The 16555-nt window shown below is 65.2% G+C and carries 14 protein-coding genes and 9 pseudogenes; 13 read left to right on the top strand and 10 right to left on the bottom strand.

Translation table 11 applies throughout. The features are described from left to right. Window positions 1–105: 105 nt before the first annotated feature. Window positions 106–300: pseudogene (locus IF89_RS48145) on the bottom strand (transposase); the annotation flags it as partial. A gap of 161 nt (window positions 301–461) precedes the next feature. Between IF89_RS48145 and IF89_RS49765 the strand changes: the two are divergent. The 4 genes and pseudogenes from IF89_RS49765 to IF89_RS47190 form a co-directional block, all read left to right on the top strand. Continuing rightward, window positions 462–792, top strand: a pseudogene (locus tag IF89_RS49765) (IS30 family transposase); the annotation flags it as partial. A gap of 407 nt (window positions 793–1199) precedes the next feature. Then, window positions 1200–1631 carry a peptidase inhibitor family I36 protein gene (locus IF89_RS42890; protein ID WP_078628674.1) on the top strand — a complete coding sequence of 144 codons (432 nt, stop codon included), beginning with the start codon at window positions 1200–1202 and terminating at the stop codon, window positions 1629–1631. A 126-nt stretch (window positions 1632–1757) separates the two neighbouring features. Beyond that, window positions 1758–2621: pseudogene (locus IF89_RS49430) on the top strand (IS630 family transposase); the annotation flags it as partial. Beyond that, a complete protein-coding gene (locus tag IF89_RS47190) occupies window positions 2620–2835 on the top strand; it encodes a Mu transposase domain-containing protein (RefSeq protein ID WP_420706994.1) in 216 nt (71 codons plus the stop codon). The pseudogene IF89_RS49430 and the gene IF89_RS47190, both read left to right, overlap by 2 nt. Here IF89_RS47190 and IF89_RS45035 read toward each other — a convergent pair. From IF89_RS45035 to IF89_RS38665, 4 genes and pseudogenes are all read right to left on the bottom strand, one after another. Further along, the gene (locus tag IF89_RS45035) at window positions 2832–3152 is read right to left on the bottom strand and encodes a hypothetical protein (protein ID WP_030775866.1); all 321 of its coding nucleotides are present in this window, start codon (window positions 3150–3152) and stop codon (window positions 2832–2834) included. The genes IF89_RS47190 and IF89_RS45035 overlap by 4 nt on opposite strands. A gap of 384 nt (window positions 3153–3536) precedes the next feature. After that, on the bottom strand, window positions 3537–4964 hold the full coding sequence (locus IF89_RS49760) for a DUF2079 domain-containing protein (protein WP_420706993.1): 1428 nt from the start codon (window positions 4962–4964) through the stop codon (window positions 3537–3539). A gap of 267 nt (window positions 4965–5231) precedes the next feature. Further along, window positions 5232–5407: pseudogene (locus tag IF89_RS46360) on the bottom strand (YdcF family protein); the annotation flags it as partial. Between the two features lie 14 nt (window positions 5408–5421). Continuing rightward, window positions 5422–6481 (bottom strand): annotated as a pseudogene (locus tag IF89_RS38665) (helix-turn-helix domain-containing protein). Window positions 6482–6696: 215 nt separating this feature from the next. On the opposite strand from IF89_RS38665, the gene IF89_RS48130 reads away from it, so the two are divergent. The 5 genes and pseudogenes from IF89_RS48130 (at window position 6697) to IF89_RS46340 (ending at window position 10463) form a co-directional block, all read left to right on the top strand. Next, complete coding sequence (locus tag IF89_RS48130) at window positions 6697–6849, top strand: hypothetical protein (RefSeq protein WP_234327964.1); 153 nt, start codon at window positions 6697–6699, stop codon at window positions 6847–6849. 261 nt (window positions 6850–7110) lie between these two features. Continuing rightward, on the top strand, window positions 7111–7941 hold the full coding sequence (locus IF89_RS41170) for a hypothetical protein (protein ID WP_051807989.1): 831 nt from the start codon (window positions 7111–7113) through the stop codon (window positions 7939–7941). A gap of 39 nt (window positions 7942–7980) precedes the next feature. Then, window positions 7981–8655: a hypothetical protein gene (locus IF89_RS41165; RefSeq protein ID WP_158718006.1), complete on the top strand. Its 675-nt coding sequence runs from the start codon at window positions 7981–7983 to the stop codon at window positions 8653–8655. Continuing rightward, window positions 8631–9875: pseudogene (locus tag IF89_RS49755) on the top strand (transposase). The gene IF89_RS41165 and the pseudogene IF89_RS49755 overlap by 25 nt, the downstream one beginning before the upstream one ends. Before the next feature lie 393 nt (window positions 9876–10268). Further along, entirely contained in the window at window positions 10269–10463 is a 195-nt protein-coding gene (locus tag IF89_RS46340; RefSeq protein WP_158718003.1) for a hypothetical protein, read from the top strand. Between the two features lie 263 nt (window positions 10464–10726). Here IF89_RS46340 and IF89_RS46335 read toward each other — a convergent pair whose 3' ends face one another. Then, complete coding sequence (locus IF89_RS46335; RefSeq protein WP_158718002.1) at window positions 10727–10960, bottom strand: transposase; 234 nt, start codon at window positions 10958–10960, stop codon at window positions 10727–10729. A 360-nt stretch (window positions 10961–11320) separates the two neighbouring features. On the opposite strand from IF89_RS46335, the gene IF89_RS46330 reads away from it, so the two are divergent. The 3 genes from IF89_RS46330 (at window position 11321) to IF89_RS42845 (ending at window position 12877) form a co-directional block, all read left to right on the top strand. Beyond that, window positions 11321–11509, top strand: a complete 189-nt coding sequence (locus IF89_RS46330; RefSeq protein ID WP_158718001.1) for a hypothetical protein — start codon at window positions 11321–11323, stop codon at window positions 11507–11509. A 75-nt stretch (window positions 11510–11584) separates the two neighbouring features. Beyond that, window positions 11585–11866 (top strand): DUF6192 family protein, encoded by a 282-nt coding sequence (locus IF89_RS48120; RefSeq protein WP_324605389.1) that lies wholly within the window; start codon window positions 11585–11587, stop codon window positions 11864–11866. Window positions 11867–12151: 285 nt separating this feature from the next. After that, on the top strand, window positions 12152–12877 hold the full coding sequence (locus IF89_RS42845; protein ID WP_078628670.1) for a class E sortase: 726 nt from the start codon (window positions 12152–12154) through the stop codon (window positions 12875–12877). A 293-nt stretch (window positions 12878–13170) separates the two neighbouring features. Here IF89_RS42845 and IF89_RS48115 read toward each other — a convergent pair whose 3' ends face one another. Continuing rightward, complete coding sequence (locus IF89_RS48115) at window positions 13171–13563, bottom strand: hypothetical protein (protein ID WP_051807982.1); 393 nt, start codon at window positions 13561–13563, stop codon at window positions 13171–13173. Between the two features lie 22 nt (window positions 13564–13585). Between IF89_RS48115 and IF89_RS45020 the strand changes: the two are divergent. After that, a pseudogene (locus IF89_RS45020) lies at window positions 13586–13869 on the top strand (IS3 family transposase); the annotation flags it as partial. Between the two features lie 1103 nt (window positions 13870–14972). On the opposite strand, the pseudogene IF89_RS48110 reads toward IF89_RS45020, so the two are convergent. The 3 genes and pseudogenes from IF89_RS48110 to IF89_RS0132705 all read right to left on the bottom strand — a co-directional run. Further along, window positions 14973–15607 (bottom strand): annotated as a pseudogene (locus IF89_RS48110) (winged helix-turn-helix domain-containing protein); the annotation flags it as partial. Further along, window positions 15586–16185, bottom strand: a complete 600-nt coding sequence (locus IF89_RS46320) for a hypothetical protein (protein WP_158717999.1) — start codon at window positions 16183–16185, stop codon at window positions 15586–15588. The pseudogene IF89_RS48110 and the gene IF89_RS46320, both read right to left, overlap by 22 nt. A 179-nt stretch (window positions 16186–16364) precedes the next feature. After that, a pseudogene (locus IF89_RS0132705) lies at window positions 16365–16555 on the bottom strand (transposase); the annotation flags it as partial.

Below are 16555 nucleotides of genomic sequence, written 5' to 3'. Positions count from 1 at the left end.
CGTCGAGCCAATGTTCTATGGGCAATGATCCGCGACGGGGCGTGCTATCAAGCCTCACCGACCGTCACCGTGGCGGCTTGACTTCCTGATTGGGAAGTCATTTATCCACAGAGCCCCGTGACCACGGCGGTGCTCGGGCGCGAGCGTGAGATCGACCAGCGTCCGCACCGGCCCGTCCGTACACAGCAGCGCGTCGCACAACTCGAACAACGCGTCGTCCCGTGCGGTCAGACACGCGTACAGCTCTGACCGGAAGTGTGACACTTCCGCGAACGCATCCCGCACGACGCCCTGATACACCAAACTCACGACCACGGCCTTCGCGCTGATCCACTCTGTGACGGAGCACAGGATCAGACGAAGGCCGCCTCCATGTCCGCTGAACTGCGAAAACGCCGATCAAGTCCGATCCGCGTCCGACGCCGAACCAAAAATCACAAGCTGACCGCTGACGTGCTGATCAGCGAGCGGCCGAGGCCGGGGACCGTGCCGTTCCAGGCCTCCGGGAAGGTGACCTCGTCATCGGCACCGGCCGGTCCGCGATCGGCACATTGGTGAGCGCAGTACGCGGTTCGCTCGCCATGCTGCTGCACCTGCCCCGGATGGGAGGCTTCGGCACCGAACCACGCCAAGAACGTGCCCGCGCTGGTCGGCCGAGGCGCCGAGGCCGTGAAAGACGCGATCACCGCCGCCATCACGACCCTGCCCGAGCAACTGCGCAGGCCACTGAGACGGGACCGGGGCACGGAACCGGCCCGGCACGCCCAGCTCCGCGTCGATGCCGGACTCCAGTCTTCTTCGCCGCCCCCCCAACACTCAGGAAGCCTGTCCACCGCCTCCCCCCTGCACAAAGCAGGATGGAAACTGCTCATCGAAAATCAGCGGCCACTCTGAAAGAGCCGCTGAACGGAATCTAACGGCCCCTCCAAGGTTACGTCGGCTATACAGAGCAACCCCGGCGTGGCGTCATGACTTAAACGGATCGTGAAGAGACCCTCTTTGTAGCCGTCCTTGAATCATCCATCCACACAGATTGAGACGCGAGGGACGTCTCGGGGAGCGACATGTGCAGCAGTGCAAGCCGGCTGCTGAGTGACGCAAGACGTCGAAGCCCTTCAATGCCGGAAGCCGCTCGTCTCAAACGCCCGTCTCGGCCACTGTCAGCCAATCGGAAGCGGCCCTCACGCCTGCATGGCTAAATGAATTGGAGAAGAATGTTTTCTCGGTGGGGTATCCGTGCCGGAATCGCAACGGCCGCAGCATTGCTGCTGCTTTCAGGGGCCTCCCATGCGGACGCGACGGGGGGAGGCGATGGTGGCGATCTGGCCATCATCCGACTCCCGTCGACCCGGGCGGCTGGTAATTGCCCCTCTGACTATGTATGCGTTTACCGGGACACGGAGTTCAGGGGTGGAGGCTACGGGATTCGCCACAACTTCGACTTGAACGACTTCAGGGGAATCGAATTTAACGACGAAATGTCATCCTGGATTAATTCTACTGCGGTGCGTTACTGCTGGCATCCGGACATCAACTTCTCTGGCGGAAGCCGCGTCATGGGCGGCAACACTGCAATGGCGGTCGTCACTCCCATCGAAAACGATGCAGCCTCCGCTTTGTCCGATTGCTGAAATATGTAGCCTCGCACACTGAGCTCTGCTCGGTTCGGACGGGCTATGCACTATCTTGGCCTTTTCTGAGGTTTCGGGTTGTCGTCGGGTAGTGACGGTTCGTGATCCATGCGGTATGCCGGTGCTATGTATTATCCGGGGGGTGGGGGCCTGACCGCTGAGCGTCGGGTGTTTGGGGATCCGGTTTCAGACCGGGGGGCGGTTCGGCGCGGGTGAGAAGACCGCGGTGATCGCGAAGGATCTGCGGGTGAGTGTGCGGTCGGTGGAACGCTGGTGTCGTGCCTGGGGCCAAGGCGGTTTGGAGGCCCTGCGCACGGCCGGTCCGGCGAACTTCCCGACTGCCACTGGTGCCCGGTTCGCCGTGCTGGAGGAGGAGCTCGGCAAGGGCCCGTCCGCGCACGGCTTCGAGGACGAACGCTGGAACCTGGCCGGGGTCCAGACGCTGATCCGTCGTCGGCTGCGCTTGACGTTGTCGTTGGCGACGGTGTGGAGGCCGCTGAAACGGCACGGCTGGTCCTGGCAGGCGCCCGCCCGTAGGCACTCGAGCCCGACGAGCATGCGGTGGAGCTGTGGAAGAAGGAGGTGTGGCCGCAGGCAAAAGGCTCGCGGCGGCGTCCGGGCCTGGATCGTCTTCGAGGACGAGGGCGGCCTCCCGGTGACTCCGCCGCGTGCCCGCACCTGGGGCCGGCGCAGACACACCCCCGTTATCCGCGTCCGCGGCCGCTCCCGCCGCCGGACCTCAATCGCCGCACTGTGCTGCTGCAAACCCGGGGAGAAGAGCCGCTGCATCCACCGGTCCCGCGCTCATCTCCGCCTCAAGGGTGCACGAAAGAGCTTTCCTGGCAGGACTGCCGTGACCTCCTGGTGCACGCGCGCATCCAGCTCGGCGGGCCGATCGTGGTGGTCTGGGACGATCTCAACATGCACCTGGCCGCCGGGCTGAAGCGGTACGAGGCCGAGCACGACTGGCTCACCACCATCCGCCTCCCTGGGCGAGGAACGCCTGGTCGGCTCGGACCGCACGATCAGCTTCAACTCGGTGCGTTACTCGACCCCGCCGGGCTATACCGGAGTGAAGGTGTGGTGCCGGGTGGTCGGCGAGGAACTGTCCATCACCGCCCGCACCAACTCCGGTGACCTGTCCGAGATTTGGCGCCACACGCTTTCCACGCCGGGTGTTCCGCAGATCATCGACGAGCACTAGCCCGACCACCCCGACGGCCGCAGCATCCACCAGCCCCGGCTGCAACCGCGCTCGGAAGCCGAGATCGCGTTCGTCGGCATCGGTCTCGGGGCGGGCCGCTGACTCAAGGAGGCCGGCCCCGCCGGCGCCACCGGATCCGCGCCAAGACGGCCCGCGCGGTTGAGCTGGCCACCGTCCTGGGCAACGACAAAGTCGACCAGGCCCTCGGCCTGGCGGCTGCGGCCGGCCGCTTCGCCGACGACGACCTGGTCCCGATCCTGGGCCACATCGCGGACAGCAAGCCCGCCGGCGAAGTCGTCCGCGCGGACGAAGCGCACTCCGTCCAGAACGGAACCATCGGCTGGCAGGCCCTGGGCCGGTGGCTCGACACGCCGCCCACCAGCACATTTCTCACTACCCCTCACTGAAGAGAACGGCACTTCCATGAGTTTTCCCAACCCGCCCGCCCTGCCCGAGGAGCTCAACAAGCTCATGCGTCGCATGCCCCTGCCCTAAATACGCAAAGCGGCCCCCGACGTCCTGGCCACCGCCCGCGCCCACCGCTGGAACCCCGCCGAGGTCCTGCGACTGCTGATAGCCGAGGAAGTCACCGGCCGCGACGCGGCCACCCGCCGGCTTCGCCGGCACTCGGCGAACTTCCCCACCGGCATGACCCTGGGCTCCTGGCGGGCCGAGGACTCCGCCTCCCCGGACCCACCCGATCAGCTACCAGCCTGAAGAAGCTCACGTTTCAACCGCAGGAGCACGATATCTTGCTTTGAAGTGACCTGTTCGTAACCGTCGCGACGGAGGCGGTTCAGTCGGTCTTCTAAGGCTTGCCGCGGCGGCGAGGGGGTTTTCAGGTCTACGATAACCCACTCCGCTCGACGATCTGCCAATGGCCATTGGTAAACCCGAGTTCGGTCGGCCAGATGCGGGCTCAAATGATTGGTTGCCTCTACCAGAGCTCCGTCGGGAATTATAGCCATTATGTGGTGGGCAGCCTCCACCCGGGAGTCCCTACTGAAAGCTTCGATGGGGTGCAGTATGAAGTTTTGCAGAGGTAGGCCAGGTGCCAACGGAGCGGCGGCGCAAAGAAGCGCGGCCCCCGCCCGGCGGCCGAGGAGACGTGCCAGTTTCCACCGGGCGCGGATGAGTCTGGGCTGGGCATCGAGAGCTGCCGCGAAAAGGATCGGCATGAGAACGAGATTGTACTGAAAGGCAGTACTCCAGTAGGCAGGGCTATCCGAAAGAAACCGGATAGCGATTGTGGGAATGCAGAGAAGTGCTACCGGCGAACGGACTGACAGGAAGCAGGTAACTCCACCCAGCAGAAGTAGTAGAGTAACCTTTTCGAGGGGGACTACGAGAAGTTCGGGCAATTCGATGAGGCGCTGAATCAAGCGGCTATGGCCAGTTAAGGACCCTCCGGCTCCTGAAGGTGTGAGGTAAGGGTAGATTCCTTGAGGGTTTACTGCGGGAATTAGGGCTCCGACGACTAGGGCGAAACTAAGAAGACCGATCCCGAGAAGGGTCAGGCCCATGCGGCGCTGCCCCCGAACGACTACAAGGACCCCTATAGCTGCAACGGTCAAACTCAGTTCTTCTTTGACGAGCAGGAGGAGCGTAGACCATAAGAAAACAGCGCGCCATCGCGTCTCTAGAAGCGCGACAAGTCCGTACGCCAGACATGGCGCGGCGAAGGCCACTTCGTGGAAATCGAATGCAAGGGCCCCCTGAACGCCGAAAGACAGCCCGTAAGCTACAGCGACTGCATGACCTGTACCTGTTCCGATCCGCTCAGCAGCGTATCTTGCCAGCGGGACTGAAGAGGCAGCGAGAAGTGCGGCCTGCGCTACGAGCAGGGTGCTAGCGCTCTGCCAGAGCCAGTAGAGCGGGACCAGCGAGATGAGGATGGGGTGAAAGTGGTCCCCATAGAGGTTGAAGCCCCACCCTTTGATATCCGATCGAGGAATGTCCCAGTCGGAATATCCATTCAGTGCCTGGGTGAAAATCCCGAGATCGAAGCCGCCCGTACCCAGTTTGTAATGCCGGACTAGGCTGAACAGCGAATATAGGACGAATAGTGCACCCGCCCATGCCCATGCCCACCAGTGTACATCGCTTGTTGACGTAAGTCGGGGCCGCACCCGCAGCTGTTTGGAAAGAATCACGACGCGCAGCCCTCTGCATTGGGGAAGTTGAGGATTGATTCTCCGGTAAGTTCAGAGTCCGTGGCCTTCCGGCACGGCTGGGAGGCACTAGCCGACATCCAAATGGCCTAGAGGATCGATAGGGCAAACGACCTGGGGCGATATTCAGACCCTGATGGAGGCCCTCGAACGGCACGCCTTGGTGATTGCGGGAACTCGCTGCGGTAGTAGGGCTCGTCGGTGAGCGCTGCGGAAGTGGTGCGCCCAGAGCCAGGAGCGATACAGCTCGGCGGCATGGGCGGCGACGCCGAGGTCGTGGCTGCCCAGTCCGACCGCCACGTTGACGGGCCGCAGCTCGTGCTGCATCTGGTGGTAGTCCCAGATCAGCGCTTGGCCTGGCGCCACTGGTCCTCGGTGAAGGCCTGCTGGTCGTTGCCCACGGTGTTCTCCGTGGTCACCGTTGCCGGGGGCAGGTCGGCCCCTCGCTCTTGGCCTTAATGCCCTCGATACTGCGCAGCTGGTGCACGAGTCCGTACTGCGCGGCCACCTGGGCGGCCTGGTCGAGGACGAGGTGTCCATCTTCCCGGGTCGCCGTGTCGGAGAGCAGCATGTGGCCATGAGCGATGTCCAGCCGCACGCGTTGCAACGGTGATTCGGTGGTTCCTGCTGTTGCGGGCGATGTCGATGAAGTGCAGGGCCTGGGTGAGGTCGTCGGCGCCGCGACGGCGAGGGCGAGTTTCTGGTGGGCCACCGACCAGTCGTCCGGTTCGGTGAGGCCTTCGAAGTCGCGGGTCGCGGCCTGCATGACGCGGGTCGCATAGTCGTGCTGGCCGTCCTTGCTCAGTGCAGTCCCCACCCACAACCGGGCGATGCCCGGTCGCGGCGGGAGAGCAGGTGGTCGACGGCGAGGGTTTCGTAGTTGCGGGCGGCGATCTCCAGCTTCCCGGACATCTCGGTGACGACGCCGAGGGACAGGTCGAGTGGGCAACGCGGCGGGGGATGTCGAGCTGGGTGAAGACCGCGCTTGCGCCGGCATAGGAGTGCCCAGGACGACGCTCAGGTCGCCGAGCAGGGCGGTGGAGCGAACGAAGAGATACAGGCCCTTCTCGTCCAGCTTGGGGGCCCTGAACCGGCCGAGCCATGGGGTGAGGAGGCTGTCGGCGAAGGCGAAGTTCTGCCGGGACAGGGCGGCCACGACGCGGCGAGGTCGTCGGCCCAGGATTCGTGCACCCAGGTCCGGGGGCCGGAGGCGGCGACACGCCGCCGGGCACTGGTCAGCGGGTTGGTCACCTCGGACAGGAGCGTTTCGAACCGGCGGCGTCCGCGCGGCCGAGGGCGGTGTCGAGGATGGCCTGCGTGTCGGGTCTGGGTGCGGTGTCGGCGAGTTTGGACTCCCACTTGGACACGGTCGCGACCGCCAGGCCGAGCTGCTGCGCGAAGGCCCGGACGCTCAGTCGCAGGGCGAGACGCAGGGCCTTGGCCTCCAGGCCGGTCCAGTGGTGCACGGTCGCCACGCGTCACTCCCCTCCACCGGTCATCGAAGCAGATCCGTGCAGGCGGCGGGACAGAAGGGAACGCAAGTAGAACAGCTGATGATTGGCCGCGAGGTGGCCGGACGACACGCTCAAGGCGTCACCACTTGTCGATCCTTTGGACGGTCCTGAGCAAGGCACCCCTCACTGAGCATCGCCCGGTCAGTGGCCCAGCCGTTTATGGCTTTCTGCGGCTGGTGCGGGTCTCCCGAGCGCGGCAGGACGCGCTGGTCACCTCGCTCACCGAGTACTGTCGCAGCCACGAGCTTCAGCTGTCCGGCGTCTTCACCGACCGCGACGCGGCCTCCGGGCCGGCGTCGGCGGCGTTCACCGGGCTGCCGGACGTCTAGGGCTTGATCGCCCCGGCCATGTCGCACCTGGGGCCGAAGGCCATAGCCGCTGAACGCGGGCGCCGAATCGAGGCGGCCGGCTCGCGGCTGCTGCTGGTCCGCAAGCCCCGCGCCACCCACCACCCCGATTGAAGTCCTGTGGAAGGCTGGGGTACTTCCCGGGGCTGTGACTTAGGAGCGGACGGTGAAGCGCTACCGTTCCGGGAGTACCTGGGCCTGGGGTACGACCCAGTCCGGGTGCGGAGAATCGCGGCTGCCGCGATGGAGGAGGCGGCGCCGGTTCGTGCCTCGGTGGTGGACCTGGTCAACGTCGCGCTGGAGGAGATTGTGCGCGCGGGCCTGGAACTTCCGGGCTTTTCGACGCTGGACCGGATGGCGGCCTCGGTCAGGACGCGGGTGGAGGGTGTGATCTGCGCCCGGATCGCCGGGCGCGTGGGTGCGGCCCGGCCGCGTCTGGAGGGGGTTGTTGGTGGTGCCGATGGTGAGCGTCGCAGTCCGTTCGATGTGGTCAAGGAGCCGGGGCGACGGTCCACGTGGTCGAGGTTTCGGCGGCACGGCGAGCGTGTCGATCTCGTTGATGCTTTAGGTGATGCGGCCCGGTGGGTGGAGGGTGTCGCCGCCGCGAATGTCAGCGCGTTCGCGGAGCAGGCTCGGGTGCTGTCGGTCGGCGAGATGCTGGATATCAGTGAGCCGCGCCGGGCTGCGCTGCTTGCGTGCGTGGTTGCCACGGCCAGGGCGCGGATGCGGGACGAGTTCGTGGTAATGCTGTCCAAACTGATGGCGCGGCATGCCAAGCGGGCGCAGGAGGTGCTGGCGGAGCTGGAGCAGCGTCACAAGGCGTCCACCGAGCAGCTGCTGGTCGCCTACAGGGACGTGCTGACGGTGCTGAAGGAGCACAGTCTCGACGAGCGCGCCGGACATGCCGGGAAGGGGAGCCTGGACGAGGCGTTGGCCGTGAAGCGTGTCCGCGAGCTGGTGGAGGGCAGTGGAGGGCAGCGGTGGCTTCGATGCCCAGCTCCCGGAGATCGAAGCCCTGGCCGCATACCGGGGCGGGAACTGGACACCGCTGGTGGAGCGGTTCTTCCGGCCTGACCGGCCGACGATGTTCAAGCTCGCCCAGATCCTGACCTTTTGCCCACCTCCCGGGACCGCAGCGTGCTGGACGCTCTGGAACACGCCGTCGTCCAGCGGCACCTGACCCGTGAACTGATCCCCGACACCGTCTTGGCCCCGCCGGGGCCAGCTGGCGGTGAGAATCCCGCCGGGCCACAGGTCCTGGATCTGTCGTTCGCCTCGCAGCAGTGGCGCACAACGGTGTACGCGAAGGACCGGCCGGGTATGTTGGTGCGTCGGCACTTCGAGGCCATGGTCTTCACCTACCTCGTCGAAGAGCTCCGCTGGGAAGGCATCGCCGTGGCCGGGGCCGAGGACTTCGGCGACTGGACCACAATGCTCCTGCCCTGGAAGCAGACGGCGCCCCAAATGGCGCAGTTCTGTGAGCAGGCCGACATCCCCGGCACCGCCGACGGGTTCGTGGAGAACCTCAAGCAGCAGCTCACGCAGATCGCGGGCCAGGTGGATGCCGGCTCTCCGGACAACGCCGACCTCACGATCGACCCGATGACCGGAGTGCCTTCACTGAAGCAGCGTGTCGGCCGTGAGCGCACTGCCTCCGCCAAGGCACTGGAGGCTGAGCTGGATCAGCGGCTGCCGGCCGGAGCGTCCTGGAACACCTCGCCCGGGCGGCGCACTGGACCAGCTGGTGGCAGCGGTTCGGGCCCTTGTCCGGGTCGGACCCGAAACTGAAAGACCCCCTGACCAGGTACGTGGTCACTGCGTTCACCTACGGTTCCGGCCTCGGCGCCACGCAGGCCGCCCGGCACATGAGCACGGTCTCGGCGCACGAGCTGGCTGCGATCGCCAAACGCCACTGGACGCCCAAGAACCTGGCCCGTGCCAGCGCCGACGTCGTCGACGCCCACATCGACCTGGACCTGGTCCGGGCCTGGGGGATGGGTCAGTAGCGGCGGTGGACGGCATCATGATGGACGCCGCCGTCGACAACCTCCTCGCCGAGACCTCGATCCGTTATGGCGGCTACGGCGGGATCGCCCACTATCTGGTCGCCGACACCTATGTCGCGCTCTTCTCCCGCTTCGTTCCCTGCGGCGTCTGGGAGGCCGTCTACCTCGTTGACTCCCTCCTGCAGAAGCCCTCGGCGGCGCAGCCGGACCAGGTCCACGCTGATACGCAAGGCCAGTCCTTCCCCGTCTTCGGGCTCGCGCACCTGCTGGGGATCGACCTGCTGCCCCGGATCCGCAACTTTCAGGACCTCTCCTTCCACCGCCCCAACCCCAAGACGCACTACCGCCACATCCACCCCCTGTTCACCACCCACCCCCGCACCGCCATCGACTGGGACCTCATCCGCCGCCACTGGCCCGACCTCATGCAGGCCGCCCTCTCCGCCAAACAGGGCACTCCTCGGTGACACTGCTGCGCAGGCTGAACAACCGGTCGAGGAAGAACCAGATCTACCCGGCCTTCCGGGAGGTCGGCCGTGCCGTGCGCACGATGGTGCTGCTGCGTTATCTGTCCGAGCCCGCGCTGCGGGAGCAGATCCAGAAGGCGACGAACAAGGCCGAGGCGTGCAACGGTTCACCAAGTGGCTCCACTTCGGCAACGCCGGCTGGCTGACCAGCCGCGACCCAGAACTGCAGGACAAGGCGATCAAGTTCCTCGACGTTCTCGCCGCAAGCATCGTCTTCTCCACCAGCATCGACATGACCCGGATCTTGCGGCAGATGTCCCGCGAGGGCTGGACCCTGAACGCAAACTCAGCCCCTACCGGTGCGAGAACGTCCTCCGCTTCGGCGACTACACCACCGACCAGCTCCACATACCCCCACCCGCCTGCAACCCCCACTCTCCGTCTCCGAGGAGGCGCCCCGAAGATGACAAGCGATGAGGGGCGGCCAAGCTCCGCCCCGGGTGAGCCGTCAGATCGCTCCGTCCAGGACTGCTGATCATCACCTGCCCTCCGATCGACCCACCTGCCTCATACTGACAATTCCGCCAAACGGGTGATGCGAAAATGCACAGATCATAATTCAATTAAGCTGCGGTTTCGGTCCGGTCGCGACCACCCAGCCGCAGGATCGGGCCCGCTATCTGTCGTATCCGAATATGATCGCGCGCCTGAAAAGGAAATCCTCACTTCAAACGCCCTCTTTACTGGAGAAATCATGCATGTTCTGCGTCGTAAGCGTCTCCTTGTAGCATCTGCGGCCATCACGGCGCTTGCCGTGCCAGCTGTTGCCACTGCGGCGCAGGCTGATGACGGCTCCCGGGCAGGGTCTGCCTCGGCCACGACTGTGGCCCGGGAAGGTGTCACTGTTGGCAAAGGCGGCGCTGACCTCATGAAGGAGGCCAACAGTGAGTCTCAGCTCGTTGCTGAGCTTCCTGAAGGAACGCGACTCGTGGCCGACTGCTTCGTCGAGGGCCCCGACGGCACGTCTTGGCTCTCAGCCACTGACTTTACCAAGCGGGGCTATGTGAAGCTGGACAATGTGGTGCCGGACTCCAACCCGCTGTCGCTGCCGGGCTGCAAGTAGGCGCGAGCGGATTCTGACCTCGCGTCGATCAATGTCGTAGACGCGGGTGGTGGGCAAGATCTGCGCCCGTTCTGACAAGCCTCGGCCAACGCCGATGTCGAGGCATCGGCACCGAGTATGCCCCACGCCCTGTAACACACCCACCAGGGGATACGCGCGGTAGCGCCCGAGGGCATGCCCTCGGGCGCTACCGCGCGTATCCCCTCCAAAGACCCTGAAGGCCTGAGTGTCTGGTCGAAGCGTTCGAGTCCGCGTTTGGTTCGTCAGCTTTTCTTGGACCACTTGGCCTGAGGGCTTTTGCGGGTGAGGCGTCGGGTCATCAGGGTGATGGGTGCCCAGGTCAGGTGGGCTTGGGAGTGCTGGGGCAGGCGTTCGTAACCTCTGACGCTGCGCCGCGCTTTCATGATCCAGCCCAGCGTGCGTTCGACTTTCCAGCGGCGGGGCAGGGCGACGAGCCCTTCGCGTTGCGGGGCCGTGAGACGGTTTTGAGGGGTCATCTTGAGGAAGGTGTCGGCCCAGGTGATGAGCTGGCCGGCGTAGGCGGAGTGGCCCAGACCTGGGTGATCTGTGGCTGCATGAGGCGCAGGCGCCACAGGAGTTCGCGGGCGGCATCGCGGTCGGTCACGTCGGCGGGTGTCACCGTGATCATCGCGGGGAGACCGAGGGTGTCCACCGCGATGTGTCTCATGCGGCCGCTTATCAGTGTGACCGGCCAGGGGCATCGTCCCTGGCCGGTGCGTATCTGGCGGGCGGAGCTGATCCCGCAGGAAGGCGACGACCCCGGCCCGGTGCCAGCGGGCGAAGTGGTAGTAGACCGTCTGCCAGGCGGACCAGCGCAGGCTCCAACGAGGAGGCGAGTGACGACTGCTCGGCCCACAGGAGAAACTGACAGTTACCAAGCCAGGACCGAGGCCGGCCGGGCGGCGGACCACCCCGCCGCCAACGGCCGACCGCCCGTCTCCATGGAGTTCAAGACGGCGCTGCTCCGGCAGCGGGCCCAGCTGGTGAAGGCGACCGCTCATCTGGAGCGGGCCCGGCTGGCCTGAACCGGTGCCCCACCCCGCAGCCCCCGCAAGCCTGAGCGATCTAGACTCCCGCCTGCAACTCGGCAAACACGGCGGCTGCCTGCAGGGATACAACCTGCCGACGGTGCGAAGCGGCTGGCGGGACAGCAGGTGGGCCGACCGGTGACGGTCGAGGAGAAGGTGCAAGCCGTCCGAGATCTGACCCGGGTACGCGGCATGGTCCTGGTGGACGCGCTCGCCGACGGCTGCGGAGTGGGCTCAAGCTCGGGACGCCCTCCCGGGCGCCGGTCAGGCCACCGAGGGCGGCGGACAGCCCGCCGCATCCGGGCTCGGCCGTCTCGGTGGTGCCCGAGCCGGTCACGGCCGGGGTGTGGGTGATCAGGATGTCTGCGATCTCGCCCCCGTCCGGGCGGGTGCCGGGCCAGGTCCAGGCGGCGAGCGGCACGAGCAGCTGGCCTCTTGACGCCGTTGTCGACGATGTACCGGATCGCGTCCACGATCTCGCGGCGGTGCCGGCAGATCCCCGTTACCATCCCCCAGTTGCAGCAACAGTAGACGCCTACGTCCGAACTTTCATCGACTATGGAACAGTGGAGACCTGCACCACGGTAGCCGATTGATACGAGAACTGGGCCCTGGAATGCTGCATGTGAAGGGTGAGTCATGCCCTACCAGAATGACAGCCAGAGAGCTGACGGAACTGCCGCACCGTTTCGCTCCCTAGGTTGTGCGGGAGAGATCTTCCTTACGGTCGCACTGCTCCTCGGAGCCTATCTCGCGTATACCTTGTGGTGGACGAACATAAAGGCTTCGCAGGCGTCAAAGTCGACTTCCCAGACAATTCGAATGGAATGGCAAAAGGAGGCGGCCGAAGGTCAGCAGGCTTACGACACCTCCTCAGGGATCGGGTTTCTGCACATTCCGTCGCTCAAAGTAAAGGGCGACATCCCCATCGTGCCAGGAACCGACCCGGAACGCCTCAACGAAGGGGTGGCTGGATATTATACGGAGCCATTCAAGGCCGCTATGCCCTGGGAGGAGGAGGGCAATTTCAGCCTGGCTGCACACCGGGACGGACATGGGGCGAAATTCCACAATATCGACAAGCTCCGCCCTCAGGATGATGTAGTAGTCGAGACAAGAGAGGCCTGGTATGTTTATAAGGTTTTCGCCACTCTGCCAAAAACGACCGATGATAACATCGGAGTCCTTAAGTCCATTCCTGAAGGGTCCGGGAGGTACACGAAAGGTCGATACATCACGCTGACCACTTGCACACCGGTCCTGACATCGGACTTTCGCTTGATCGTCTGGGGTGAGCTCGTTCGGGTGGAAGAGATGGACGCTGCCCGCACGCCACCGGCAGAATTGCGCCAGCCGGTCTCCTGACGAGCTCGTGCAGGGCGGTGGTGGTCAGGCGTCGAAGGGTGCAGGTCGGCCCGGTGGTCGTGTGGCCGGCGCAGCGGGTGGCGGTCAGCTGGTGTGAGAGCAGTCCGGCCACGGTATGGATGGTGTCGCATGTGCCCGTTTCGGCCCAGGTGCCGCGCGAGTGCCCACCAGTTTCTGAGGTGTGCGGTGCGGTGCTCGACGCGGATACGGCGTCGGGGGTGCTTGCGCTGGCGCTTGTGGATTTCCTGGTAACCCGTCCGGCGGGTTCTTCTCGAACTTGCGGTGCGGTGGCGTCACGACGCGGCCGCCGGTCTGAGCGCCCGGGTGCTGATAGCCGGCGTCAGTGAGGATTTCCACGGCCGGCCGGCAGCCAGGGAGGTGTCTGACCGGGCCTGGCTGCCGGGCGTGGTGATGTCGGCACAGCCCGCCGACTGGGCGGGACTGCAGAACATCAGCCCGCCAGCGCCGGTGAGGACCATGGCCTCGACCGCGTTCTGCTTGTTCTTGCCGGAGGTGAACTTCTCACGGTCCCTGCGGCCGGCGGTGGGCATGCGGACCTCGATCCCGGTGCCGTCGATGATCCCGGTCTGTCCACTGGCACCGAGGTGGTCGATGACCTCGACGAGGGTGCAGAGCCGGACGCCAGCATTGATGGTGCAGCCGCGTGCTGCAGGCAGGGGCCGCACCTCGCCGATGCGCGAGTGACCCTACCGCTGGCTGAAGGCCGCCCCGGCGCGCCTGGCGCGAGCTCGGGAGGACGTCCGCCTTGGGAGGCGGATCCGGGAGATCCACAAGGAGTCCGACGGCGCCTACGGCATCCCGCGCATCACGGCCGAGCTGAAGGCCGCCGGGATCAAGGTCAACCACAAGCGCGTCGAGCGGGTGATGCGCCGCATCCGCGTCCAGGGCGTGCACCTGCGCAGGTCCGCACCACGCCCGAGCCGGAAGCGGCCTCGGTGCCGGACCTGCTGCGACGTGACTTCACCGCGAGCGACGGCCACGGCCGGAGCCAGATCGTCGCCGGCGGCGGCAGCGTCAGCCGAAGACTCACCGGACGGCCCTGCGCCGGCACCGGCTCGGGCCGCAACGGCTGCCGGTGGTGCACCCCGCTGCCGCCGTAGCACTCCAGGAGCCTTCTCATGCAATCAGCGCCTGAAGGGAGTATTGAGACCCGAGGCCCCCCCGTATTGACTAGAAGTAAAGAGAGAGAAAGGGGTACGGATATGGGTAAATTTCAGGCTAACGCGAGGTACGTGGCGGCTGCGGCAACAATTGTCGTCGCCCTCAGCTCGGCCGCAATCGCGACCGCTAGCCCCGGCCCCACCATACACGAGCCGGAAGGCAGTCTAAATGGGGCGACCGGACTTACAGGATATGAGATAGTTACGGAGCCGGATGTGCCGGTAGCCTCGCAGGCTAGTGCCAGCGCCAAGGCGAACTGCCCAGCTGGAAAAAAAGTACTTAGCGGCGGGTACACCTCGTTCCTTCCAGCCCTTCACAGCTTTAGTTCAGGTCCGAGTGAAGGAATTTCTTGGGGGGTTATGATGCGCAATTCATCAAACGTAGACGGTAGGTTTACTGTCTACGCTATATGTGTTACTGCCGCAGAGTGACCAGTGCCCTAAGTCAGTAGTTGACTGGAGTTCTTCTATGACTCGTCCTGGTCCGAAGCTTGCGCCAATGAGCCTGACTGAGGCTGAAGGAGGTGAGTGAGTTCAAGCGGTGGGTGCGGCGCAAAGGGGCTCAGGACATGGCTATCCGGGCTCGGTTGATTCTGGCGTGCAAAGCGGTCGGTGAGGACGGGTTCCCCCTCTCGACCGCTGCCGCGGACCAGACCCGATCCGGTCGAGGCGGTCCGCACGACATCCGCTAAGGCCTTCGTACTACTGGACGGGGACCGTGCTGCCGATCAGTGGATACCGGGGCGGCGGAGGATCGGTCCGACTCCCCTACTGACTTAGGCTCGTCAAGGTGACGCTGGGGCGTCCAAGATCAGGCCAGTTCCTGTTATGAAGCCATCGAGGGTGTCGGGGGTATTGCAGGCGTTTGAGCCGGCTGCGGACGAGGGTTTCGAGTCGGCCGAGGGGCATGACGGCAAGGTTGTCACCGACAGCCGTCCTGAGCGACGCCCGCTCACGGTCACGACCGTGGTGCGGTTCCGCCGGCCCCGGGTCCACCGCCGCGGCGGCCTGCGGGTGAAACCGGCTTCATCCTCGAAGCAGACATAGCCCCCGCAGGCCGACCTGGCCCTTTTACCTCCGCCCAGGTCACCACCTTCCACGGCCTGCTCGTCGCGCTCGGCGGCCCGCCGGGCGGGAACCCGCGGGCTGTACCCGAGCCGGTGCATCAACAGGGTGGCACCGGAGACGCTGTAGGAGACGTGGAACTTCCTGCCGATCAGCGTGGCCACCCTTGAGGCGGTCCACACCGGGTCCTCCACCCAGCCGTGCGCGGCCGCCCCTCCTCCAAAAACCCCGCCAGCTTCTCCAGGCAGTACGACGACAGCCGACATCGCGATCCACTCGGTCCACGCGAGGCCGAAGCCGCAGAGCCCCCGCCCTCCCGCCACAGCAGGTGCCACCGGCAGACCGATTTCAGGCTCACCCGCAGCTGCCGGGCGACCTCCGACGGCTTCACCTTCCGCTCGAACAGCTCGGCCGCCTGCATCCGTACTGATTCGCGGCGCTGACGCCCTGCGGCGGTCAACCTCACACCCTGAGAGATCCCGATAGATTCCGGTCTTCACCAATTCGAGCATGCGCCGTTGCCGCAAGGCCATACGCGAGAGGCTTCAACTCCGCCGCATATTCCTCAATGCTTGCCAATGCAAATGCATTGGGGCTGCCCTCGGAAAGTACAATACTAACGGGGCATCTAATCACTTTCGGCCACAGGAGTACTTCTCGCACCTTCTTTGCGCTCCTGGCCTCGAATACCTCAATGCGGTAGACGGACCTGTATAGAGGGATGTCCCTGTGTTTTTCGTATGCGCATGTCTGGTTAGTTCTTTCCTGATAGGCTCGCCTGGCGCAGGCTACGAGTTCGATTTTCTGCGGTTCCTGCAGGAAAGGTGTCCCTTTCCATTTTGCAGTGTACCTGAGGGGAATTAAAGCCTTGGAGTCCGTGCTTCCCTGCTGGTAGATTACGATGGGATGAGGGCCGGGGCCATCGTATGGAGGGTTGAGGGGAAGATACCTAGGTTGGTCGGCACAGATCTGGCTGAGGCTAGTGGCACTGGGGGCAGGCTGAGGGGTGTCGGCACTTGTGTAGAGGTAGGTGTAACCGAGGCCGATGGCGACAGTGAGCATTGTGGCGATTGCTACGGTGCCGCCACCCCGCTGAGTCTGGCGGCGGGGCGCTGAGATTTGGCGCCGCCGCAGCGGCCGTAAGGTATTCATCCTCCGATGATCCGATAATTACGTGTGTTCGGCCTCTGATGCTGCTTCCTCTGGGGGAGGAGGCGGGTTGCCCCCGCTGCCTCGCCTTGTCATCCAGTTCGCCGGGGTTTGGTGCCCACCTTGTGGTGGGTGGGGCGGCTGAACGCCTCGCCAGTGGCAAGTACTCTGCCCACGTCGTAGCGGTCGATGGCGGGGGGCCGGGCGGGCCGGAGCTGGGCGTAGGCGGCGATCGCCAGCGAGGTCCACCGGTCGGCGGCTTCCGAGCTGCGGAGCCGGGGCC

This window comes from Streptomyces sp. NRRL F-2664 (assembly GCF_000719345.1).
GTDB lineage: Bacteria > Actinomycetota > Actinomycetes > Streptomycetales > Streptomycetaceae > Streptomyces.
The sequence above is the reverse complement of the archived record's forward strand: the minus strand, read 5'-3'. Positions and strand labels throughout refer to the sequence as shown.